The sequence below is a fragment of the Cellulomonas pakistanensis genome (genome assembly GCF_016862755.1).
Taxonomy (GTDB): Bacteria; Actinomycetota; Actinomycetes; order Actinomycetales; family Cellulomonadaceae; genus Cellulomonas; species Cellulomonas pakistanensis.
Genome location: NZ_BONO01000018.1, coordinates 17,017 through 38,311, shown reverse-complemented (window position 1 = coordinate 38,311; position 21,295 = coordinate 17,017). Strand labels below are relative to the sequence as shown.

The 21,295-nt window shown below is 76.6% G+C and carries 25 protein-coding genes; 11 read left to right on the top strand and 14 right to left on the bottom strand.

Features of this window, described 5'->3' with window-relative positions; genetic code table 11:
- Nucleotides 1-99: 99 nt before the first annotated feature.
- The 7 genes from Cpa01nite_RS12265 to Cpa01nite_RS12235 form a co-directional block, all read right to left on the bottom strand.
- Complete coding sequence (locus tag Cpa01nite_RS12265) at nt 100-891, bottom strand: ABC transporter ATP-binding protein (protein WP_203669056.1); 792 nt, start codon at nt 889-891, stop codon at nt 100-102.
- The gene (locus Cpa01nite_RS12260) at nt 888-1,751 is read right to left on the bottom strand and encodes an ATP-binding cassette domain-containing protein (RefSeq protein WP_203669055.1); all 864 of its coding nucleotides are present in this window, start codon (nt 1,749-1,751) and stop codon (nt 888-890) included. Before Cpa01nite_RS12260 ends, Cpa01nite_RS12265 begins: the two co-directional genes overlap by 4 nt.
- Nucleotides 1,748-2,668 (bottom strand): ABC transporter permease, encoded by a 921-nt coding sequence (locus Cpa01nite_RS12255; RefSeq protein ID WP_239068743.1) that lies wholly within the window; start codon nt 2,666-2,668, stop codon nt 1,748-1,750. The genes Cpa01nite_RS12260 and Cpa01nite_RS12255 overlap by 4 nt, the downstream gene beginning before the upstream one ends.
- Complete coding sequence (locus tag Cpa01nite_RS12250; protein WP_203669054.1) at nt 2,665-3,621, bottom strand: ABC transporter permease; 957 nt, start codon at nt 3,619-3,621, stop codon at nt 2,665-2,667. The genes Cpa01nite_RS12255 and Cpa01nite_RS12250 overlap by 4 nt, the downstream gene beginning before the upstream one ends.
- 4 nt (nt 3,622-3,625) lie before the next feature.
- Nucleotides 3,626-5,152, bottom strand: coding sequence for an ABC transporter substrate-binding protein (locus Cpa01nite_RS12245; RefSeq protein ID WP_203669053.1), 1,527 nt, complete (start codon nt 5,150-5,152; stop codon nt 3,626-3,628).
- 441 nt (nt 5,153-5,593) lie between these two features.
- The gene (locus tag Cpa01nite_RS12240) at nt 5,594-6,424 is read right to left on the bottom strand and encodes a DUF2599 domain-containing protein (protein ID WP_203669052.1); all 831 of its coding nucleotides are present in this window, start codon (nt 6,422-6,424) and stop codon (nt 5,594-5,596) included.
- 46 nt (nt 6,425-6,470) lie between these two features.
- Nucleotides 6,471-6,983: a YqeB family protein gene (locus tag Cpa01nite_RS12235; protein WP_203669051.1), complete on the bottom strand. Its 513-nt coding sequence runs from the start codon at nt 6,981-6,983 to the stop codon at nt 6,471-6,473.
- 221 nt (nt 6,984-7,204) lie between these two features.
- Between Cpa01nite_RS12235 and purL the strand changes: the two genes are divergently transcribed.
- The gene (purL, locus tag Cpa01nite_RS12230) at nt 7,205-9,619 is read left to right on the top strand and encodes a phosphoribosylformylglycinamidine synthase subunit PurL (protein ID WP_203669050.1); all 2,415 of its coding nucleotides are present in this window, start codon (nt 7,205-7,207) and stop codon (nt 9,617-9,619) included.
- 59 nt (nt 9,620-9,678) lie between these two features.
- Here the strand turns inward: purL and Cpa01nite_RS12225 are convergent, their stop codons facing one another.
- Nucleotides 9,679-10,146: an Ig-like domain repeat protein gene (locus tag Cpa01nite_RS12225; protein ID WP_203669049.1), complete on the bottom strand. Its 468-nt coding sequence runs from the start codon at nt 10,144-10,146 to the stop codon at nt 9,679-9,681.
- A 165-nt stretch (nt 10,147-10,311) separates the two neighbouring features.
- On the opposite strand from Cpa01nite_RS12225, the gene rsgA reads away from it, so the two are divergent.
- Nucleotides 10,312-11,361 carry a ribosome small subunit-dependent GTPase A gene (rsgA, locus tag Cpa01nite_RS12220; protein ID WP_203669048.1) on the top strand — a complete coding sequence of 350 codons (1,050 nt, stop codon included), beginning with the start codon at nt 10,312-10,314 and terminating at the stop codon, nt 11,359-11,361.
- An 18-nt stretch (nt 11,362-11,379) separates the two neighbouring features.
- Here rsgA and Cpa01nite_RS12215 read toward each other — a convergent pair whose 3' ends face one another.
- Nucleotides 11,380-11,520 (bottom strand): hypothetical protein, encoded by a 141-nt coding sequence (locus tag Cpa01nite_RS12215; RefSeq protein ID WP_203669047.1) that lies wholly within the window; start codon nt 11,518-11,520, stop codon nt 11,380-11,382.
- A gap of 62 nt (nt 11,521-11,582) precedes the next feature.
- On the opposite strand from Cpa01nite_RS12215, the gene Cpa01nite_RS12210 reads away from it, so the two are divergent.
- Complete coding sequence (locus tag Cpa01nite_RS12210) at nt 11,583-11,957, top strand: sterol carrier family protein (protein ID WP_203669046.1); 375 nt, start codon at nt 11,583-11,585, stop codon at nt 11,955-11,957.
- 82 nt (nt 11,958-12,039) lie between these two features.
- On the opposite strand, the gene Cpa01nite_RS12205 is transcribed toward Cpa01nite_RS12210, so the two are convergent.
- A complete protein-coding gene (locus tag Cpa01nite_RS12205; protein ID WP_203669045.1) occupies nt 12,040-12,699 on the bottom strand; it encodes an IMPACT family protein in 660 nt (219 codons plus the stop codon).
- A gap of 71 nt (nt 12,700-12,770) precedes the next feature.
- Between Cpa01nite_RS12205 and Cpa01nite_RS12200 the strand changes: the two genes are divergently transcribed.
- Genes Cpa01nite_RS12200 through purM form a run of 3 tightly spaced genes read left to right on the top strand, consistent with a single transcriptional unit; the run spans nt 12,771 to nt 15,942 of the window.
- Entirely contained in the window at nt 12,771-13,220 is a 450-nt protein-coding gene (locus Cpa01nite_RS12200) for a histidine kinase (protein ID WP_239068742.1), read from the top strand.
- 59 nt (nt 13,221-13,279) lie between these two features.
- A complete protein-coding gene (gene purF, locus Cpa01nite_RS12195) occupies nt 13,280-14,830 on the top strand; it encodes an amidophosphoribosyltransferase (RefSeq protein ID WP_203669044.1) in 1,551 nt (516 codons plus the stop codon).
- Nucleotides 14,827-15,942, top strand: coding sequence for a phosphoribosylformylglycinamidine cyclo-ligase (purM, locus tag Cpa01nite_RS12190; protein ID WP_203669043.1), 1,116 nt, complete (start codon nt 14,827-14,829; stop codon nt 15,940-15,942). Before purF ends, purM begins: the two co-directional genes overlap by 4 nt.
- 344 nt (nt 15,943-16,286) lie before the next feature.
- Here purM and Cpa01nite_RS12185 read toward each other — a convergent pair whose 3' ends face one another.
- Entirely contained in the window at nt 16,287-16,478 is a 192-nt protein-coding gene (locus Cpa01nite_RS12185; RefSeq protein ID WP_147794565.1) for a DUF3073 domain-containing protein, read from the bottom strand.
- A 734-nt stretch (nt 16,479-17,212) separates the two neighbouring features.
- Here Cpa01nite_RS12185 and Cpa01nite_RS12180 point away from each other — a divergent pair.
- Together Cpa01nite_RS12180 and Cpa01nite_RS12175 are read left to right on the top strand one after the other, a co-directional pair.
- The gene (locus Cpa01nite_RS12180) at nt 17,213-17,422 is read left to right on the top strand and encodes a BldC family transcriptional regulator (RefSeq protein ID WP_203669042.1); all 210 of its coding nucleotides are present in this window, start codon (nt 17,213-17,215) and stop codon (nt 17,420-17,422) included.
- 143 nt (nt 17,423-17,565) lie between these two features.
- Nucleotides 17,566-18,150, top strand: a complete 585-nt coding sequence (locus Cpa01nite_RS12175) for a methylated-DNA--[protein]-cysteine S-methyltransferase (RefSeq protein ID WP_203669041.1) — start codon at nt 17,566-17,568, stop codon at nt 18,148-18,150.
- A gap of 64 nt (nt 18,151-18,214) precedes the next feature.
- Here Cpa01nite_RS12175 and Cpa01nite_RS12170 read toward each other — a convergent pair whose 3' ends face one another.
- The 3 genes from Cpa01nite_RS12170 to Cpa01nite_RS12160 all read right to left on the bottom strand — a co-directional run bounded on the left by Cpa01nite_RS12170 (nt 18,215) and on the right by Cpa01nite_RS12160 (nt 19,474).
- On the bottom strand, nt 18,215-18,487 hold the full coding sequence (locus Cpa01nite_RS12170) for a DUF3618 domain-containing protein (protein WP_203669040.1): 273 nt from the start codon (nt 18,485-18,487) through the stop codon (nt 18,215-18,217).
- Nucleotides 18,484-18,912, bottom strand: a complete 429-nt coding sequence (locus Cpa01nite_RS12165; RefSeq protein ID WP_203669039.1) for a phage holin family protein — start codon at nt 18,910-18,912, stop codon at nt 18,484-18,486. The genes Cpa01nite_RS12170 and Cpa01nite_RS12165 overlap by 4 nt, the downstream gene beginning before the upstream one ends.
- Before the next feature lie 106 nt (nt 18,913-19,018).
- Complete coding sequence (locus tag Cpa01nite_RS12160) at nt 19,019-19,474, bottom strand: phage holin family protein (protein WP_203669038.1); 456 nt, start codon at nt 19,472-19,474, stop codon at nt 19,019-19,021.
- A 147-nt stretch (nt 19,475-19,621) separates the two neighbouring features.
- On the opposite strand from Cpa01nite_RS12160, the gene Cpa01nite_RS12155 reads away from it, so the two are divergent.
- The 3 genes from Cpa01nite_RS12155 to crcB are packed head-to-tail and all read left to right on the top strand — an operon-like array spanning nt 19,622 to nt 21,223.
- Nucleotides 19,622-20,263, top strand: a complete 642-nt coding sequence (locus Cpa01nite_RS12155; RefSeq protein ID WP_203669037.1) for a response regulator transcription factor — start codon at nt 19,622-19,624, stop codon at nt 20,261-20,263.
- Between the two features lie 52 nt (nt 20,264-20,315).
- Nucleotides 20,316-20,849 carry a CrcB family protein gene (locus Cpa01nite_RS12150; protein ID WP_203669036.1) on the top strand — a complete coding sequence of 178 codons (534 nt, stop codon included), beginning with the start codon at nt 20,316-20,318 and terminating at the stop codon, nt 20,847-20,849.
- Complete coding sequence (crcB, locus tag Cpa01nite_RS12145; protein WP_203669035.1) at nt 20,846-21,223, top strand: fluoride efflux transporter CrcB; 378 nt, start codon at nt 20,846-20,848, stop codon at nt 21,221-21,223. Before Cpa01nite_RS12150 ends, crcB begins: the two co-directional genes overlap by 4 nt.
- Nucleotides 21,224-21,295: the final 72 nt, after the last annotated feature.

The window sequence follows — 21,295 nt, the reverse complement described above, 5'->3', positions numbered from 1 at the left end:
CCGCCGAGACCCACTGATCCGACCGAGACCCACGCCCGCGGACGTGGGTCTGGCCCGGATCAGTGGGTCTCGGCGCGCACGGGCCGGTGGCCCGAGGGGTCAGGCCCCCGGGAGCTGCGGCACCGCCGCGAGCAGGCGCCGCGTGTACGCCTCCTGCGGGTCCGCCAGCAGCGCGCCCGTCGGGCCCTCCTCGACGACCCGGCCGTGGTGCAGCACCACGGTCCGCTCGCACAGCCGCCCGACGATCGCGATGTCGTGCGACACCAGCACGAGCGTCAGCCCGTGCTCGGCGGCGAGCCGCTGCAGCAGGTCGACCACCTGGCCGCGGACGGACACGTCGAGCGCGGACACCGGCTCGTCGGCGACCAGCACCGACGGCCGCGGCGCGAGCGCCCGGGCGATCGCGATGCGCTGCCGCTGCCCGCCGGAGAACTGCGCCGGGTACCGCGCGGCAGTGTCGGGGTCGAGGCCGACCGACGCCAGCACCTCGGCCACCCGGGCGCGGTGGTCGCCCGGGACCTTCAGCGAGCGCAGCGGCTCGGCGACCACGGCGCCCACCCGCATCCGCGGGTCGAGCGACGAGCGCGGGTCCTGGAACACCGGCTGGACGTCGGCGCGCAGCCGGCGCAGCAGGCCGCGGTCCCGCCGCGTCACGGGCTCGCCGCGGTACCGGACCTCGCCGGAGGTGGGGGTGTCGAGCGCGAGCAGCTGGCGCAGCAGGGTCGACTTGCCGGAGCCGGACTCGCCGACGATCCCGATGCTGCGGCCGGCCTCGACCCGCACCGAGACGCCGTCGAGCGCCCGGGTCGCGCCGAAGGTGCGCACCACGTCGACGGCCTCGAGGACGGGGGCGGCGGACGCGGGGGCCGGAGCGGGGGTGGGGACGGTCATCGGGTCTCCTCCTCGGGCGCGGGCCGGCGCGCGGCCGCCGCCGCGACCCCGGCAGCGCCGGCCGCGGGACCGCCGCCCGGCAGCCCGGTCACGGCTCGCGCCGCCCCGACGAGCTCCCGCGTGTACGCCGCCTCGCCCCCGGCCAGCGCCGCGGCGACCGAGGTGTGCTCGACGACGCGGCCGTCGCGCATGACGACCAGGTCCCGCGCCACCCGGGCGACCACGGGCAGGTCGTGCGTGACGAGCACCAGCGCGACGCCGGTCCGGTCCACGAGGTGGTCGAGCAGGTCGAGCACCTCGGCCTGCACGGTGACGTCGAGCGCGGTGGTGGGCTCGTCGGCCAGCAGCACCCGCGGCTCGCAGGCCAGCGCCATCGCCAGGGCGACGCGCTGCCGCTGCCCGCCGGACAGCTGCCACGGGTAGGAGCCGAGGATCCGCTCGGTGTCGTCGAGGTGCACGAGCCGCGCCAGCCGGGCGGCCTCCTCGCGGGCCGCAGCGCCGCGCAGGCCGCGGTGCAGGCGCAGCGGGCCGGTGATCTGCCGCCCGACGGTCATGAGCGGGTCGAGCGCGGTGAGCGGCTCCTGGAACACCATCGCGACCTGGCCGCCCCGGACCCGCGCGAGCCGCCGCGGCGGCAGCGCGAGCAGGTCCTCGCCGTCCAGCAGGACCCGGCCGGTGGCCCGCATCCCGTCGGGGAGCAGCCCCAGCACGGCCAGGGCGGTCATCGACTTGCCGGAGCCCGACTCGCCGACGACGCCGAGCCGCCCGCCCGCGTCGAGCGACCACGACACCCCGTCGAGGATGCGGCGCCCGGTCGAGGTGGTGACGGTCAGGTCCTGGACCTCGAGCAGCGCGCTCATCGGTCACCTCGCAGGTTCGGATCGGTGCGCTCGCGGATGCCGTCGCCGAGCAGGTTGAGGCCGAGCACCGCCACGACGATCGCGAGGCCGGGCAGGATCGCGCCCCACGGCTGCACGAGCATCGTCGACTGCGCCTCCTGGAGCAGGCGGCCCCAGGACGCGTTGGGCGGCGGGGCGCCGAGGCCCAGGTAGGACAGCGACGCCTCGGCGAGCACGGCGCCGCCGCCGAGCAGCATGAGCTGCACGAGCAGGGTCGGCCAGACGTTCGGCACGACGTGCCGCAGCACGACGCCCCACCAGCCGGTGCCCGCGGCGTGCGCGGCGGTGACGTAGTCCTCGCGCAGCACGCGCGCGACGTTGACCCGGGTGACCCGGGCGATGACGGCGGCCCCGGAGATGCCGATGGCCCAGATCGCCGACGACAGCGAGGCGCCGCGCACCGTCACGATGAGCATCGCGAGCAGCAGCGTGGGGAAGGCGATGAGCAGGTCGACGCCCGACAGCAGCGTGACGTCGACCCAGCGCCGGGTGGCGCCGGCCAGCACGCCGACCGCGACGCCGAGCACGCCGGCGACCAGCATGGACGCGGCGGCGACGACCAGCGCGTTGCCCGCGCCGGTCATCAGCTGGCTCAGCAGGTCGCGGCCGAGGCGGTCGGTGCCGCCCCAGTGCGCCGCGCTCGGGCCGGCGAGCCGCTCGCCGGTGCCGGTGTCGTCGAGCGCGTAGGGGGTCCAGACCAGGGACACGAGGCCGACGACGGCGACCAGGCCGACCAGGACGGCGCCGACGACGAGCGACGGCGGCAGCCGCCGGGCGCCGCGGGCCCGGCCCCCGGACCCGCCCGGCGTCCCCGGGGCGGCCGCGGGCGCGTCGACGCCCCGCGCCACGGGGGTCGTGGTGGTCAGCTCGCCGGTCACGCCGCGACCTCCTTCGCTCGCAGCCGCGGGTCGATCGCGCGCTGCCCGAGGTCGACCAGCGCGTTCATGATCAGCACGACCGCCGTGAGCCCGAGGACGAGCGCCTGCACGACCGGCAGGTCGCGGGAGGTCACCGAGTCGAGCAGCAGCGTGCCCAGCCCGGGCAGCGCGAACACGTTCTCGATCACCACGGCGCCGAGCAGCGAGGTCGCCAGCTCGATGCCGAGGATCGACACGACGGGCACCGCCGCGTTGCGCAGGCCGTGCCGGGCCAGCGCGTGCCAGCGGCCGTAGCCGAGGGACCGGGCGGTGCGCAGGTAGTCCTGGTCCAGCACGTCGAGGGTCGCGGACCGCACGTATCGGACCATGACCGCCGACATCGCGATCGCCACGGTGACGACCGGCAGCACCAGCGACCGGACCGCGGCCGCCGGGTCGTCCCAGCCGGTGCGGGGGAACCCGCCGGCCGGCAGCCAGCGCGCCTGCAGGGCGAGGACGAGCACCAGCAGCACGCCCACCCAGAACACCGGCACCGCGACGCCGAGCTGGGACACCGCCGACACCGCGACCCCGACCGGCCCGCGCCGGTGCACCGCGGCGATCACGCCGAGGGGCACCGACACGAGCACGGCCAGGACGAACGCGGACAGGCTGAGCGGCACCGTGATGGGCAGCTTCTGGGTGATGAGGTCGGCCACGGCGAGCCTCGACACGAAGGACGTGCCGAGGTCCCCGCGGACGACCTGGCCGAGCCACTGCACGTACTGCGTCACCACCGGCTGGTCGGTCCCGAGCTCGGAGCGGAGCTGGTCGAGCTGGTCCGTGGTGGTGCCCACGCCGAGGGTCGCGCCCGCGGCGTCGCCCGGCAGCAGCCGGAGGACGACGAACACGACGACGCTCGCCAGGACGAGGGAGATCAGCAGGGCGCCGATCCGCAGCAGTGCCGCGCGCACGGTGTCAGGACTCCCGGACGATGTCGGCGACGTAGAAGGACTCGGTCACCTGGTCGACGGGGAAGCCGGTCACGTCGGAGCGGGCGACGCGGATCTGCGGGTCCAGGTACAGCCAGGCGGACGCCGCCTCCTCGCCGATCGTCTCGTTGACCTGCGTCAGCAGCTCGACCTGCTCCTCGGCGGTCGGGGCCTGGTCGGCCGCCGTGACCCACTCCTGGACCTGCGGGTTGTCGTAGCCCCAGTAGAAGTCGGGGTTCGCGTACCAGAGGACGTCGCGCGGGTTCACGTGCCCCATGAGCGTCGTCTGGAAGTCGTGGTCCGTGTAGACCTTCTGGTACCAGGTGGCGTCGTCGATCGGGTTCGGGGTCAGCGTGACGCCCACGTCGGCGAGGTTCTTCGTCAGCAGCGCGAGGATCGCCTCGGTGGTGCCGTCCGGGATGTAGTCCACGGAGATCGACAGGTCGGTCACGCCGGCCTCGGCCAGGAGTGCCTCGGCGGCGTCCGGGTCGTAGGCGTGCACATCGGCCTGGTCGACGAACCACGGGTCGGTCGGCGGGACCATCGAGCCGATGACCTGGCCGTAGCCGTCCCACACCGCCGACAGGATCGCCTCGCGGTCGATCGCCTTGTAGAGCGCCTGGCGGACGCGGACGTCGCTGAACGGCGCCTCGCGGTCGTTGAACGCCCAGATCTGCTTGGTGGTCGAGGTGCCCTCGGTGATCGTGAAGTCGGGGTTGTCCTCGAACTGCACGAGCTGGTCGGGGGAGTCCTCGGCGATGACCAGGTCGAGGTCGCCGGTGAGCAGCGCGTTGTTCAGCGCGGTCGTGTCCTGGAAGAACCGGAACGTCACGCCGGCGTTCTGGGCGGGCTCGCCCCAGTAGCCGTCGTACTGCTCGATGGTCAGGTGGTCGCCCTGCACCCACTCGACGAACCGGTAGGGGCCGGTGCCGTTGTCGCTGGTGAGCTCGGTGTCGCCGTCCCGCACGATCGTCACGGAGGCGAGGTAGAACGTCAGGCCCTGCGACGGGCGGGACAGGTCGAGCTGCACGGTGGCGTCGTCGACCGCGGTGGCCTGCTGGATGACGAGCAGGTCGCTCTTGCGGGCGGACTTCGACTCCGGGCCGATCGCCTCGGAGATGCTCCACACCACGTCGTCCGCGGTCAGCGGGGTGCCGTCGTGGAAGGTCACGTCCGGCTGCAGGTGGAACGTGTACGTCAGGCCGTCCTCGGACACGTCCCAGGACTCGGCCAGCGTCGGGACGACCTCGCCGTCGACGTCCACCGAGGTGAGGCCCTCGTAGACGTTGCGGGTCATGGTCTGCGAGACGCCGGACGAGCCGCCGACGTTGCGGACGAGCCCGGTGGGCTCGTTGGTGGAGCCGATGACGATCTCGGCCGAGGCGTCGGGCGAGCCCGGGGCGGCGGAGTCGTCGCCGGAGCCGGAGCCCGTGCCGCAGGCGGCCAGCGCCAGGGCGGCGGTGACGGCCAGGGCGGCGCCGAGCGGGGCGCGGCGGGAGCGACGGGTGCGCACGGGTGGTGTCCTTCCAGGAGGGCCGCGCGGCGGGTGCGGCGCGGTGGGGGTGGGGCTCGGTGCGGCGCCGCCCGGGGCGGGCTGCCGGGGCGGGCTGCCGGGGCGGTGCTCGCGGGCTCGCGCGTCCCCCGACGGTGGAACCCGACCGTGGGGTCGGGAATTCCCGGGGCGCGGGGGCGCGGGTCGGCGCGGTGGCGGCGGCGTTCGGGGGCGCGGGCCGCGGCGCGTCAGGGACGCGCGGGCGTCAGGGACGCGGGGCGCTCAGCGACGACAACAGCACGCGGCGGTCGACGCGGGTCGACAGGCGCGGGTGCGTGCGGCGGGGGTCGTGTGGCGCATGATGCCGATGACTGTAGCAACAACCGACCACGCGCCGGGACGCGGCGTCCGGCATGCGGGCGCGCGCATCGTCGTCGCCCGCCGCGGCGGCGGGCGAACGCCTCACGGGTTGCAGAGCGCCGCGATCGTCTCCAGCAGCCCGACGTCCGGCCGCCACGGCTCCAGGTTCCACGTCGCCTTGTCGGGGGCGCCGATCAGGTGGCAGGTGAGCTGGTCCCGCACGTTCTGCCCGTCCGCCTCCGGCTCCGCCGCGACCAGTGCCGCCCGCACCGCCTCCTCGGCCGCGAGGCTGCCCCGCCGCGCCCACGCCGCCGGCTCGACGGCCAGCGAGCGCCCGCCCTCGTCGGCCAGGTCCCGCCAGGTGGCGGACAGCACGGCGGTCGCGGCGAACGTCGCGGTGACCGACCCGCCCGAGGCGCCCGACCCCTCCGCGCCCTCGACGAGCCAGGTCACGGTGCCGTCGTCCGCGGTGCGGACGCGCACGGTGCGCCCCGCGGCGTCGTCCAGCAGCGGCGCCGTCAGCCCGCCGAGCACCGCACCGCCGGCGTCGCGGACCAGGGCGGACAGGTCGTCCAGCACCTCGACCGACCCGCCCTCCGGCGCGGCCAGCGTCGCCACGGTGACGAGCGCCGGCCCGGAGTCCTCGGCGGGCACCGCGACGGTCAGCAGGACGGCGTCGTCCTCGGCCGGCGCGCTCGCGGCGGGACCCGCGGGGGCGAGCACGGACAGGGTCACGCCACCGGACGCCACGGGGGTCCCGTCGGCTCGGACGGCAGAGGCGGCGGCGGGCTCCGGGCCGGCCGTCGCCTCGTCCGTCGCCGCATCCGTCGCGGGGGCCGGTGCCGGGCCGCTGTCCCCGCCCGCGGTGCACCCGGCGAGCAGCGCCCCGAGCGCGACGGCGGCCGCGAGGGTCCGGGGGGAGCGTCGGGTCACGCGGCCATTGTGGCGGCTCGCCGGCGGTGGGGGCCCGCCCCGCGGTTCAGGCGTGGGGGTCCCAGGCGTACCCGGCGTCGCGGAACGCCCGCTCCAGGTCCGCGGCCGGGATGCCGGTCCGCACGCGCGCGAGCTCCGTGCCGTTGGTCGCGAGCAGCACCAGCGCCCCGTCCTCCCGGAGGGCCTCGCGCACGTCGTCCCGGAGGTAGGTGCGCCGGCTCTTCCCCCGGACGACCACGACCCGCTCGCGGCTCACCTCGACGCGGGGCTCCTTGTCGACCTCCGCCGCGGCGAGCAGCGCGCCGAGCAGGGCGCCCGCCGCGACGAGCGCGATCGGCCCCCAGGCGCCCCAGCCGTCGACGACGCGGTCCACCGTCACGACGACGCCGCGCCACGGCAGGACGTCCAGCGAGAGCAGCCAGCCGCGCAGCAGGTGCAGCACGACGCCGAGCGCGACTCCGCCGCCCACCAGGACGACGTACGTCCAGACGACGTCGTTCCGCGGGTACGTCAGCACGGTGGCGCCGGAGCCATCGGCCCCGGCCGGGGGAACGGTCACCCGCCCAGGCTAGGAACCCGAGGGGCCCCGCGCCTCCACCCTCGTGCGGAGACCGCCGCGCCACCCGGCGGAGTGCGGCGGTCCCGGTCGGGCGCGTCCGCCGGGCGTACGGGCGCCCGTCCGCGCGCGGGTAACCTGGGTCACGTCTGCCGATGCCCGCCCGCCACCGCCGGCCCGGTCCCCCGACCGCCGCGCAGCGGGCCCCCAGCCCGAGGGATTCGATGACCAGCGCGCCCACTGCCTCGCAGCACCCCGCCGAGCCGACCTCGGGCCACGCGTCCGACACCGTCGACGCCGCCGCGGCCACCCCGGACCAGGAGCAGCCGTTCGCCGAGCTCGGCCTCAAGCCCGACGAGTACCAGCGGATCCGCGACATCCTCGGCCGCCGGCCCACGGCCGCCGAGCTCGCCATGTACTCGGTGATGTGGTCCGAGCACTGCTCGTACAAGTCGAGCAAGACGCACCTGCGGAAGTTCGGCGAGCGGGTCACCCCGGAGATGACCGAGCACCTGCTGGTCGGCATCGGCGAGAACGCCGGCGTCGTCGACATCGGCGACGGCTGGGCGGTGACGTTCAAGGTCGAGTCGCACAACCACCCGTCGTACGTCGAGCCGTACCAGGGCGCCGCGACCGGCGTCGGCGGCATCGTCCGCGACATCATCTCGATGGGCGCGCGGCCGGTCGCGGTCATGGACCAGCTGCGGTTCGGCGCGGTCGACCACCCGGACACCGCGCGCGTGGTGCACGGCGTCGTGTCCGGCGTCGGCGGCTACGGCAACTCGCTCGGCCTGCCGAACATCGGCGGCGAGCTCGTGTTCGACGCCTCGTACCAGGGCAACCCGCTGGTGAACGCGCTGTGCCTCGGCGTCCTGCGGCACGAGGACATCCACCTGGCCAACGCGTCGGGCGTGGGCAACAAGGTCGTGCTGTTCGGCGCCCGCACCGGCGGCGACGGCATCGGCGGCGCGTCGATCCTCGCCTCCGAGACCTTCGACGACACCAAGCCGTCGAAGCGCCCGTCGGTCCAGGTCGGCGACCCGTTCATGGAGAAGGTGCTCATCGAGTGCTGCCTGGAGCTGTACGCGGCCCGCGTGGTCGAGGGCATCCAGGACCTCGGCGCGGCCGGCATCTCCTGCGCCACCTCCGAGCTCGCGTCCAACGGCGACGGCGGCATGCACGTCGACCTCGAGAACGTGCTGCTGCGCGACCCCACGCTGACCGCCGGCGAGATCCTCATGTCGGAGTCGCAGGAGCGCATGATGGCGGTCGTCACGCCGGAGAAGCTCGACGAGTTCCTGGCGATCACGTCGAGGTGGGACGTCGAGACCGCGGTCATCGGCGAGGTCACCGGCACCGGCCGCCTCACCATCGACCACCACGGCCAGCGGATCGTCGACGTCGACCCGCGGACCGTCGCGCACGAGGGCCCGGTCTACGACCGCCCGTACGCGCGCCCGGACTGGCAGGACGGCCTGGTCGCCGACTCGGTCAGCACGCCCGAGGGCGCCGAGCGGTACGCCCGCCCCGAGGGCGGCCCGGCGCTGCGCGCCACGGTGCTCGCGCTCCTCGCGTCGCCGAACCTCGCCTCCAAGGCGTGGGTGACCGACCAGTACGACCGGTTCGTGCAGGGCAACACCGCGCTCGCACAGCCCGACGACGCCGGCGTGGTCCGGGTCGACGAGGCGACCGGCCTGGGTGTGGCGCTGGCGACCGACGCCAACGGCCGGTACGCCAAGCTCGACCCGTACGCCGGCGCGCAGCTCGCGCTGGCCGAGGCGTACCGGAACGTCGCCGCCTCGGGCGCGAAGCCGCTCGCCGTGACCGACTGCCTCAACTTCGGCAGCCCCGAGGACCCGGCGTCGATGTGGCAGCTGGTGCAGGCGATCGAGGGCCTCGCGGACGCGTGCGCCGTGCTCGGCACCCCGGTCACCGGCGGCAACGTCTCGCTCTACAACGGCACCGGCGAGCCCGGGAAGATCGACTCCGCGATCCACCCGACGCCCGTCGTCGGCGTGCTCGGCGTGATCGACGACGTCGCGGAGGCCACCCCGTCCGGCTGGACCACGGCCGGGCAGTCGATCTACCTGCTCGGCACGACCCGGCCGGAGCTCGACGGCTCCGCGTGGGCGGAGGTCGCGCACGACCAGCTCGGTGGCACCCCGCCGCGCGTCGACCTGGAGGCCGAGCGCCGGCTCGCGACCGTGCTGGTCCGGGCGTCCCGCGACGACCTGGTCGACGCCGCGCACGACCTGTCCGAGGGCGGGCTGGCCCAGGCGCTCGTCGAGTCGTCGCTGCGGTACGGCGTCGGCGTGCAGGTCGACCTGGCCGCGCTGTGCGAGCGCGACGGCGTGACGCCGTTCGAGGCGCTGTTCTCCGAGTCCACCGCGCGCGCCGTCGTGGCCGTGCCGCGCTCGGAGGCGGTGCGGTTCGAGGACCTGTGCACCGCGCAGGGCGTCCCGGCGCTGGCGATCGGCGTCACCGCCGAGACCTGCACCCCCGGCGCCGGCGCCCCGACGCAGGAGTCGCCGGAGCAGCACGTGCACGCGCCGGCCGTCGAGGTCACGGGCCTGTTCACGCTGCCCCTGGACGAGGCCCGCGAGGCGCACGAGGGCACGCTGCCGCGCTACTTCGGCTGAGCCCGACGCCACGGGGCCGCTCCCGCCGCGACGCGCGGCGGGAGCGGCCCCGTGGCGTCTCAGCCCTCGGCCGGGGCGACGGGCTCGGCGTCCGGCTCCGCGACCGGGACGGGGACCGGCACGACGACGACCTTCGAGCCGGCCCCGTTGACCTTCGCGGTGCCGCTGTAGACGGCGGTCAGGCGGTGGGTGCCGGGCGCCAGGTCGAGCGGGACGCCGGCGGCGCCCGACACGAGGGCGCCGGAGCCGACGACCGTGCCGCCGTCGAGCAGCTGGTAGCTGCCCGTGACGACGGTCTTCGGCGCCTTCACGGTGACGACGGCGCGGTGGTCGGTCGCCTGCGGGGTGCTCGCCACCGGGGTCACGCGGAGCGTCACCTGCGCGGCGACCTTGACGACCTTGGTGACCTTCGCGGGGGGCTTGGGCGCGGGCGCCTTCGGGCCGGCGAGCGCGGCGCCCGCGGTCCCGGTCGTGAGGGTGGCGGCGAGGGCCAGCGCCAGGGCGGCGCGGCGGGGGGAGCGGGGCACGGGTACTCCTGGAGGGGGCGAGGTGCCGACGCGTGGCTGCATCGGCCGCAGCGGGGTCATCGGCGGCCCCGCGCCGCGTGTGACCGGTCCCGCGGGATCTCACCCGAGCCTCGGGGCGGAAAAACCTGTCGCCGTGGCGTGCCTCGGCTGCCTAGCGTCGTGCGCATGGACACAGGCGGTGCCGCCCTCGGCGGGCGGGTCGTGCGCGTCGACCGCGGCGCGGTGCTCGTGCTGCCCGGCGACGCTCCGGCGGTCGAGGAGCCCGTCCGGGTGCCCCTGCACGGGGAGGGGCTGGTCCCGCTGCTCGACGCGGACGGCGTCCCCGGGGAGGCCGTCCCGCCCGCGGTGGGCGACGACGCCGTGCTGGGCGCGGGACCGGACGGCGCGCCGACGCTCGTGGCGCTCCGCCCGCGCCGCGCGGCGGTGGTCCGGGACGGAGCCGACCGCACGTCGCGCGCGCAGGTGCTCGCCGCGAACGTCGACGTGGTGCTGGTCGTCGAGCACCTCGACCCCGACCCGAGCCCGGGCCGCGTCGAGCGGCTGCTGACCCTCGCCTGGCGGTCGGGCGCGACCCCGGTCGTCGTGCTGACCAAGGCCGACCTCGTGCCGGACCCCGAGGGCATGGCCGACGAGGTGCGCGCGCTGGCGATCGGCGCCGACGTGCACGCCGTCAGCGTCACCGCCGGGACAGGGCTGGACCCGGTGCGGGCGCTGCTCGGGCCGGGGCGGACGCTGGTCGTGGTGGGACCGTCCGGCGCGGGGAAGTCGACGCTGGTGAACGCGCTCGCCGGCGCGGAGGTCATGGCCACCGGCGAGCGCCGGTCCGACGGCCGCGGCCGGCACACCACGGTGCACCGCGAGCTCGTGCCGCTGCCCGGCGGCGCCTGCCTGATCGACACCCCGGGGCTGCGGGGCGTGGGCCTGGTCGCGGACGCCGCGGCGCTGGACGCGACGTTCGCGGACGTGGCGGAGCTCGCCGGGGACTGCCGGTTCGCCGACTGCGAGCACCGCACCGAGCCGGGCTGCGCGGTGCTCGCCGCCGTCGAGGACGGCACCCTGCCCGCACGCCGGCTCGACTCCTGGCGGCGGCTGGCGCGCGAGGCGGCGTACCAGGAGCGCCGGTCGGACGCGGCGCTCGCCGCCGCCGAGCGGAACCGGGTGCGCCGCGCGACGGTCGCGTACCACCGGTTCCAGCAGGGCCGCCCGGTGCGCTGACCCCGGCGGCAGGGCGGGTCAGCGCACGGCGAGCGCGATCACGGTGCCGACCGCCGCGAGGCCGGCGACGACCGCGCCGAGCGTCCCCCACAGGGCCGCCCGCGAGCCGCGCCTCCGCTGCTCGGCGGTGGTCGGGTGCTCGGCGGGGGTGCGGCTCATGGGAGCCGATCCTGCCAGGTCCCGCGCGGCGACCCCCGTCGCGACCGGGGATGATGGACGCCATGCCACCCCGCCGCCGCACCGACCCCGCGGTCGGCCGGGCCGCCGTCGCCGCCTGGCGCGCGGACCCGACCGACGTGACCGCCCGCCGCACCGCCGTCCGGTTCACGCTCGAGGAGCTCGCCGACGTCGCCCCGGGCCACACCGTCGAGGTCCGGGTCCCGCCGGACGGCGCCGTGCAGGCCGTCGAGGGCCCCCGGCACACCCGCGGCACCCCGCCGAACGTCGTCGAGACGGACCCGCAGACCTGGCTCGCGCTGGCGACGGGGACGGAGTCCTGGCACGCGGCGCTGGCCGCCGGCCGGGTGCACGCCTCGGGCGAGCGCGCCGACCTGGCGGACTACCTCCCGCTGCAGGCGACCCGCGCGCGCCGGTAGCCGCCGAGGTCGTCGGTTCCGGCCGGACGAGGGCGGGCGCAATTGCCGACCTCGGGCGCAACCCCCGACGTCGGCGCACGGGTCAGCGGGACAGGACGACCGTCGCGCCGCGCGTCGCCGCCAGGGTGCCCGCGGTGGCCGCCGCGAGGGCCGCGTCGAACGCGTCCAGGTGCGCAGGGGGCACCAGGAGCGTGAAACGCGCCTCGGCGCCGTACGCCACGTCGTCCAGGGACGCCTCGTGCGCCTCGGCCCAGTCGCGGAGGACGCCGTGCAGCCGCCCGGCGTCGGCGTGCGGCGCGTCGACCGTCACCCGCACCGCCGCGCTGCGCCGGACGAGCCGGGCGCGGTCCAGCGCCTCGGACGTCGCGGTGGAGTAGGCGCGGACGAGGCCGCCCGCGCCGAGCAGCACCCCGCCGAAGTACCGCGTGACGACGGCGACCACGTCGGTGAGCTCCCGGCGACGCAGCACCTCGAGCATCGGCACCCCGGCGGTGCCGGACGGCTCGCCGTCGTCGGTGGACCGCTGCTGCTCGGCGAGCGGCCCCACGGACAGGGCGACGCAGTGGTGCCGGGCGTCCCAGTACCGCTTCCGGACGCCCGCGACGACGGCGTCGGCCTCGGCGACGGACGACACCGGCTGCACGAGGGCGACGAAACGGGACCTCTTGATCACGAGCTCGTGCTCGACCGCCGCGGCGATCGTCGACGGGTACCGCGCTGCGGGGGCGCCGGCGGTGTCCATCGCCCCGAGCCTAGGCGGTCGTGCGCGGTGCTCGTGCGGGGCGGTCGTGCGGGACGACCTAGGATCTGCGGGTGGCCGACACGACCGAACCCGGGCGACCCGACGACGAGCGGGGCGCCGACGCCCCCGCCCCGGACGGGCGCGCGGCCGCGCCGCAGGACGCGGCGCGCGAGGTGCCCGACGCGCCCGCGGTCCCCGCGGCTCCCGACGCGCCTGCCGAGCGCCCGGTCCCCGACGAGGCGACCCTCGCGAGCGTCGCCGAGCCCGCTCGCGTCCGCCGCGCCCCGAAGATCGGCGCGTTCATCACCGCCGGCGTCCTGCTCGGCGGCCTGGTGGGCCTCGTGGCGGCGCTGCTCGCGAGCCCGTCGAGCGGCCTCGCCGGCTCCGACCCGCAGGCGTTCATCAGCGTGCTCGGCGGCCAGGGCGGGGCGCGGGCGATCTCGGCGCTGATCGGCGCGGTCGTGGGCGGGTTCGCCGGCGCGGGCGCCGCGCTGCTCGCGGACCGGCGCAGCCGCCGCTGACCCCTCCGCCGCCCGGTCCGCCGGACGGCGCGTCGCGTGGCATGTGTCACCATGGAGTCGTGGCCCCCCGCGGAGACGGACTGCTCAACCACGACCTCCTGCCGAACGAGAAGGGACCCCAGGACGCATGCGGCGTCTTCGGGGTCTGGGCTCCCGGCGAGGAGGTCGCGAAGCTCACCTACTTCGGCCTCTACGCCCTGCAGCACCGCGGGCAGGAGTCCGCCGGCATCGCGACGTCGAACGGCGAGCAGCTGCTGGTCTACAAGGACATGGGGCTCGTGTCCCAGGTCTTCGACGAGACCGCGCTCAACGCCCTGCACGGCCACATCGCGGTCGGGCACGCGCGCTACTCGACGACCGGCGGCAGCACGTGGGAGAACGCGCAGCCGACGCTCGGCGCGACGGCCGCCGGCACGGTCGCCCTCGCGCACAACGGCAACCTCACCAACACGGCCGAGCTGGTCGACCTGGTGGCGGAGCGGTACGGCGCGCAGCGGCGCGGCGAGCTCGCGCGCGGCAACACCACCGACACCGCGCTGGTGACGGCGCTGTTCGCCGGCGACCAGGACCACACGCTCGAGGCCACGGCGATGGAGGTGCTCCCGCGGCTGCGCGGCGCCTTCAGCCTGGTGTGGATGGACGAGCACACCCTGTACGCGGCTCGTGACCCGCAGGGCGTCCGCCCGCTGGTGCTCGGCCGGCTGGAGCGCGGCTGGGTCGTCGCCTCGGAGACGCCGGCGCTCGACATCGTGGGCGCGTCGTTCGTCCGGGAGATCGAGCCGGGCGAGCTCGTCGCGATCGACGCCGACGGCCTGCGCACCCAGCGGTTCACCGAGAAGCAGCAGCGCGCGGGCTGCGTGTTCGAGTACGTGTACCTGGCCCGGCCGGACACGACGATCGCCGGCCGCTCCGTGCACGCCGCGCGCGTCGAGATGGGCCGCCGGCTCGCGAAGGAGCACCCGGTCGAGGCCGACCTGGTCATCCCCGTGCCGGAGTCCGGCACGCCCGCGGCGGTCGGCTACGCGCAGGCGTCCGGCATCCCGTTCGGGCAGGGCCTGACCAAGAACGCGTACGTCGGGCGGACGTTCATCCAGCCGTCGCAGACGCTGCGCCAGCTCGGCATCCGCCTCAAGCTCAACCCGCTGCGCGAGGTCATCCGCGGCAAGCGGCTGGTCGTCGTCGACGACTCGATCGTGCGAGGCAACACCCAGCGCGCGCTGATCCGGATGCTCCGCGAGGCGGGCGCCGCCGAGGTGCACGTGCGGATCAGCAGCCCGCCGGTGAAGTGGCCGTGCTTCTACGGCATCGACTTCGCGTCCCGCGCCGAGCTGATCGCGAACGGCCTGGCCGTCGAGGAGATCGGGTCCTCCCTGGGCGCGGACTCGCTCGGCTACATCTCCATGGACGGCATGATCGCCGCCACCGAGCAGCCCGCGGCGCAGCTGTGCACCGCGTGCTTCTCCGGGAAGTACCCCATCGAGCTGCCGTCCCAGGACCGGCTCGGCAAGCACCTGCTGGAGCAGAACGAGCTGCCGCTCGGCGCACCGGAGGACAAGCTCGCCACCCTCGTGCCGGGCACGGGTGGCTCGAACGCGCTGGAGCACCCGTGACCGAGGGCATCACCTACGCCGCCGCCGGCGTCGACACCGAGGCCGGCGACAAGGCCGTCGAGCTGATGAAGGACGCCGTGCGCGCGACGCACGGGCCGCAGGTGCTGGGCGGGGTCGGCGGGTTCGCCGGGCTGTTCGACGCGTCGGCGCTGGTGGGCTACCGCCGCCCGCTGCTCGCCACCTCCACCGACGGCGTCGGCACCAAGGTCGCGATCGCGCAGGCCCTGGACGTGCACGACACCATCGGGTTCGACCTGGTCGGCATGGTCGTCGACGACATCGTCGTGGTGGGCGCGAGGCCGCTGTTCATGACGGACTACATCGCGTGCGGCCGGGTCGTCCCGGAGCGGATCGCGGACGTGGTGCGGGGCATCGCGGCGGCCTGCTCGGTCGCCGGCACCGCGCTGGTGGGCGGCGAGACCGCGGAGCACCCCGGCCTGCTGGGCCCGGACGAGTACGACGTCGCAGGCGCCGCGACCGGCGTGGTCGAGGCCGACGCCCTGCTGGGCCCGGAGCGGGTCCGCGCCGGCGACGTGCTGGTCGCGCTCGGGTCGTCCGGCCTGCACTCCAACGGCTACTCGCTGGTCCGCCGGGTCGTCGCGCACGCGGGCTGGTCGCTCGACCGGCACGTGCCCGAGCTCGGGCGCACCCTCGGCGAGGAGCTGCTCGAGCCGACCCGCGTCTACGCGTCCGACTGCCTCGCGCTGGTCCAGCGCGCCGGCGGCGCGGTGCACGCGTTCAGCCACGTCACCGGCGGCGGGCTCGCCGCGAACGTCGCGCGCGTGCTGCCGGCCGGCCTGGTCGCGGACGTCCCGCGCGGGTCGTGGACGCTGCCGCCGGTGTTCTCGCTGGTGCAGGCCGCCGGCGCGGTGCCCTGGACGGACCTCGAACGCACGCTCAACCTGGGCGTCGGCATGGTCGCGATCGTCGACCCGGCCGGCGCGGACGCCGTCGAGCGGCACGCGGCCGAGCTCGGGCTCACGGCCTGGCGGCTCGGCGAGGTGCGGGACCTGACCGCCGCGGACGCGGAGGGCGGGCCGGACCTGGTCGCCGGCACGAAGGGCGTGCAGGGCGGCGCCGTCCGGCTCAGCGGGGAGTACCGCACGGCCTGAGCGGGACCGCACCCGGGCCGACGGCGCGCCCCGCCGGGCGGCGGGGTCGCCCGAGAGCGCGACGGCCGGGACACCCGTCGGCCCGGGTCGGCGGGACCCCGGCGCGCGTGGGCCGGGGTACGCACGGACCGGGGCGCGGGCGGGCCGGGCGGGGCCGGTCGGGGCCGGGCAGGCCGGGCAATCAACCCGGCGGCCGCGACCCGAGGGGCAGGGGCAGCGCACGAGCCGGGCCCGCCCGGCGGCCGTCGGGGACGGTGCGCGGGAGGCCCGGCTCGTGGTGCTGGTGGCCGCTGCGCGTCAGCGGCGGGGCCGGTGCCACGCGAGGCGGCTGCCGGCCCGGGTATTCAGCGCTCGTCCGCCCAGCGAGGGGGGTAGTCGTCACCCTCGTCGTCGGAGTCCTGTCGGCTGTCGGTGACGAGGTCGTTCCGGTGGCCGGTGAGCTCCTGCTCCAGCGCCCGGTAGTTGGTGTCCGGGCTGAAGTACTTCAGCTCCCGAGCCACCTTCGTCTGCTTAGCCTTCTGACGGCCGCGCCCCATGGCATCGACCCCCTCTAACGTGGAAGCGGGGCGGCTCCGTGCTCACACGTGCGGCCCCGGGATGCTGAATAGTCTGTTCGTGACGCAACGCTACATGGTCTCCCGGCATTCCGACCACTCGCCGGGGGAGTGACTCGCACGCCCGGCGCCGTCCGTGGCGCGCCGCGCCCCGGCGGGACCGGGCGGGCCGCACGCGTCGCGACGTGCCCCGACGGGCGCTCCCCGTTCGGGACGGCTTCCGGGACCGAGGTCCGGGGTGCTCGACCCGGGCGAATGTGATCTTTGCCACTGGCGGGGGCGTGGACGCGGCCGGGAGCATGGGTCGAGGACGACGGGTGGGGCTCCGGCGGCGACGGACAAACTGGGACAAACGTCCCGGTCCGGGCGTTGCCGCGGGTGCGGTCGCCGGCGTCACCCACCCGTGCGGGTGAGGCGCGTCGCCGCTGGTACCGCCCGTTCGGGCGAGCCGCTCGACGGGCAGTCACGCCCGGAACGACCTAGAGTGTCCTCATAGTTACCACTTGTCCCGGAATGGGACGTTGGTACTAGTTGTCGGACAGTCGATCGTGACAAGGTCGTCACGGTGGGGGCCGCGAGGGGGGTCGAGCGCGATGACGTCACCGATGCCGGATCAGCACGGCCCGAGCGGGCCGCCGGCACCGACGACCAAGATTTCTGCCACGACGGCGGGTCGCCCGGCCGGCCGTCACGACGAGGGCACCCGGAGGTCTGACGTGACTGCCCCCCACACCGAGAACGAGATCCTGCTGACCCCGTCCGAGGTCGCGAGCCTGTTCCGCGTCGACCCGAAGACGGTCACCCGCTGGGCCAAGTCCGGCAAGCTGTCGTCGATCCGCACGCTCGGCGGCCACCGCCGGTACCGCGAGACCGAGGTCCGCGAGCTGCTCGGCGGCGTGCCGGGGCAGCGCGGCGACGACGTCTGACGCCACCGCGCGGTGACGGGTCGCCGGGGCCCGTCGCGGCCCCGGTCGACGGCGGCTCCGGCCCCGACACGCGCGTGGTGCGCCGCGCTGCGATGTCCGACCACCGCCGGTCGACGGCCGCCGCGAGGGCGCAGGATGGTGCCATGACCGACACCGCCGCTCCCGCCGCCGCCGTGCTCGACACCGCCGTGCTCGACCCCGCCGCGCCGCTGCTCGCCGCGGTGCTGCCCTCGCCGGCCGGCGACCTGGCGGTGCTGCTCACCGACGACGGCGTCGTGCGCGCCGCCGGCTTCGGCTCGCTCGCCGCTACGGCCGCGCGCCTGCCGCTGGACCTCGCCGTGCGGGGTCACGAGGTGCTGGACCCGGCCGCGCTCGCCACCCGGGGCGCGGGCCCCGCCGCCGTCGTCGGGGCCGTCGCGCGGTACGCCGCGGGGGACCCCGGCGCGCTGGACGTCGTCCCGGTCGCGCAGCCCGGCGGCCCGTTCCAGCAGCGTGCCTGGTCCGCGATGCGCGCCGTCCCCCCGGGCTCGACCGTCACCTACGCCGAGCTCGCCGCCGCCGCGGGCAGCCCGACCGCCGTGCGCGCGGCGGGCTCGGCGTGCGCGCGGAACCTCGTCGCGCCGTTCGTCCCCTGCCACCGGGTGCTGCGCAGCGGCGGCACCCTGGGCGGCTACTACTTCGGGCTGGACGTGAAGCGGCTCCTGCTCGCCCACGAGGCCCGCGGCTGAGACGGGCCGAGCCCGCCCGGCGTCGTCGCGGACGGGCTCAGCCCTGGTCGTGCCGAGCAGCGGCTCAGCGCCGGACGGCCAGCACCACCACGAGGGCGAGGGCGCCGACGGCGCCCGCGAGGATGCCGCGCGCCCGGTTCCGGTTCGCCGGGTCCGCGGCCGGGTCGCTGCCCACCGCGTCGCGCCAGATCTTCTCCGCGGCCGAGCGGGCGTCCGCGACCTGGCGCTTCGGGTTCAGCCGCTCGGCGAGGGCGTCGGCGGTGCCCGCGAGCTCCGCGCGCGTGAGCGCGACCTCGGTCTCGAGGGCGGTGATCGACGGCTTGGGGGAGTCGCTCATCGGCTCAGACCCTCCTTGACGGACTTCTGCACGGTCTCGGCGTCCTGCTTCAGGCCGGCGACGGCCTTCTCGGGCGTCGGCGGGGTGCCCTTCTGCAGGCTCTTCACGCCGACCAGCGCGAGAGCGCCGGTGATGATCGCGAGGACCACCAGCACGATCAGCGCCGCGAGCCAGGGAGCGAGGCCCTCGCTGATGGCGAGGATCACCGTGGTGATCAGCACGGCGAACGTGAAGAACCCGAAGAACGCGGCGCCGGCGAGCAGGCCGATCCCGATCCCCGCGGCCTTGGCCTTCTCGGCGAGCTCCGCCTTGGCCAGGTCGATCTCGGCGCGCACCAGCCGGGCGGCCTGCTCGCTGAGCCGGCTGATGAGCTGGCCGATCGACTGCTGGTCCGGGCCGGACCCGCTGCCCGATGTCGTCGTCATCCGGTGCTCCTTCGTGGACGGGGGGACGTTCCGCCCCAGTCTGGCCCGTCTCGGTGATCTGCGCAGGTGGGGCGCGTGCGCGCCGCCCGCGCCGGGTGGGTGGTGGTCAGCCGGACCAGGGGTCGGCGGAGGGTCGGGCCTCGCGGGAGGGACCGGGGTCGGGGTCGCGGACCGGCGCCGGCTCGGGCGGCGCGAGCCGCGGGCGCTCGGGGAGCCGGCGCCGGCCCCAGGCGGCGGAACCGGCGGCTGCGCCCAGCAGCACGACCCCGACCAGGACGGCTGCCAGCCACAGGGGGACCACCGCCGCCAGCCCGACGACCGCGGCGGTGACCAGCAGCGCGAGCCCGAAGACCGCCAGCAGCAGTGCCGCCGCGAACGCGATCGCGCTGGGTCGGGCCTCGACGGCCCGGGCGCGCAGCGCTCGGGTGGCCGCGTCGATCTCGGCCTGGACGGACCGGCGGACCTTGTCCTCCACCTGCTCGATCCGCTCGCGGGTGCGCTCGGCCAGCGGCTCGGCGAACCGGCCGAACAGGCTCCGGCGCGGCTCCTCGGCGTCCGTCACGGTGCCCTCCTCGTCGCGACCGGGTCGGGCCGGCCGCCGCGTCGCGGCCGGGCCCCGTCCGGGCTCAGCAGTCGCTCCACCCTAGTCACCACGGGGGCCCGACCGCCGGTCGGCTGCGTGGTGGTGACCCGGCGTACGGTGCGCTGCGTGGACGTGGGCGGCGGCGGGCGGACGGTGCGGGTCGCCCTCGTCGTCGACGAGGCGCTGCCGCGCGCCGCGCTCGCCCAGGGGATCGAGGCGGACGACCGGATCACCGTGGTGCACCGCCTGCCGGGCCGCCGCGCGGCGCTCGACCGCGTGGAGCCGCGCACCGTCGACGTGCTGGTGGTCGAGGAGGACCTGGCGGACGGCACCGGGGTCGAGCTCGGGCTGCTGCTCCAGGAGCGGGACCCCGAGCTCGCGGTGCTGCTGCTGACCGGCGGTGGCGCGGCGGACGTCGCGCTGGCGCTCCGCGACCGGGCGCCGGGGTCGTGGAGCCACGTCTCCCGGCGGCGCTGCCCCGACCCGGCCGCGCTCGCCCGGGCGGTGGTCGCGGCGGCGGACGGCCAGGTCGTGCTCGGGGTGTCCCCGGCCGGGGACGACCTGCCGGCCCTGACGCCGGCGCGGCGCGCGGTGCTCGCGCTCGTCGCCCAGGGCCTGTCGAACGGCGCCGTCGGGCGTGCGCTCGGGCTGTCGCCCCGATCGGTGGAGAACCACCTCACGGCGGTCTACCGCGCGCTGGGCGTCGGCGGGCCGGACGTCAGCCCGCGGGTGCTCGCGGCGCTGACGTACCGGGCACGCGGGGGCTGAGCCGCCCGCCCGACGGCGGCGGTGCGGCGGGACGGCGGGGCCGTGCGGCAGGATGACCCCGGCGCGCACCCGCCGACCCGGCCCGGCCCGCTCCCGTCCGCGCACCGCCCCGGAGGCCCCCACGACCACGCCCGGCACCCCGCCCCGCGACCCGCGCCCCGCGCACCACCGCGCGGGACTCGCGCTGCTGGTCGCGCTCGGCGGCGCCGCCGGGTCGCTCGGCCGGTACGGGCTCGCCCAGGCGCTGCCGGCCCAGCACGGCTGGCCGGTCGGCACGCTGGCGGCCAACCTCGCGGGCGCTCTGCTGCTCGGTGTGCTGCTCGAGGCGCTCGGCCGGCGCGGTCCCGAGACGCCGGCCGTGCAGCGGGTGCGCCTGGCGCTCGGCACCGGCCTGCTCGGCGGGTTCACGACGTTCAGCTCGCTGGCGCTGGAGACCGAGCGGCTGCTCGCGGCGGGGGAGGCCGGCACCGCCCTCGCCTACGCGACGGTGACGCTGGTGGGCGGCGTGCTGCTCGCGGCGGGCGGCGTGGCGGCGGTCGGGGCGGTGGCGGACCGCCGAGCACGCGGGGCCGGTGCGCGTCCGTGACCCACGCCCTGCTCGTCGCCGTCCTCGGGGGCCTCGGCGCCGCGACCCGGTTCTGGGTGGACGGCGCGATCCGCGCCCGCGGGCGGACCGTGCTGCCGGTCGCGACGATCACGATCAACGTCACGGGCTCGCTGCTGATCGGCCTGGTCGTGGGCGCGCACCTGCACCTCGGCCTGCCCGCCACCTGGCAGCTGCTGCTGGCGACGGGGTTCTGCGGCGGGTACACGACGTTCTCCGCGGCGGCGGTCGAGACCGTGCGGCTGGCGCAGACCGGCGACCGCGCCCGGGCGCTGGCCAACCTGGCGGGCACGATGCTGCTCGCGGTGGCCGCAGCGGCGGCCGGGCTGGGCCTGACCGCGCTGTGGGTCGCCTGACCTACTTGCCAGTGTCGTCCCCGTTTGCGAGGGTCGAGGCGGTCCGCGCTGCCGCGCGCGGACTGCTCGGCC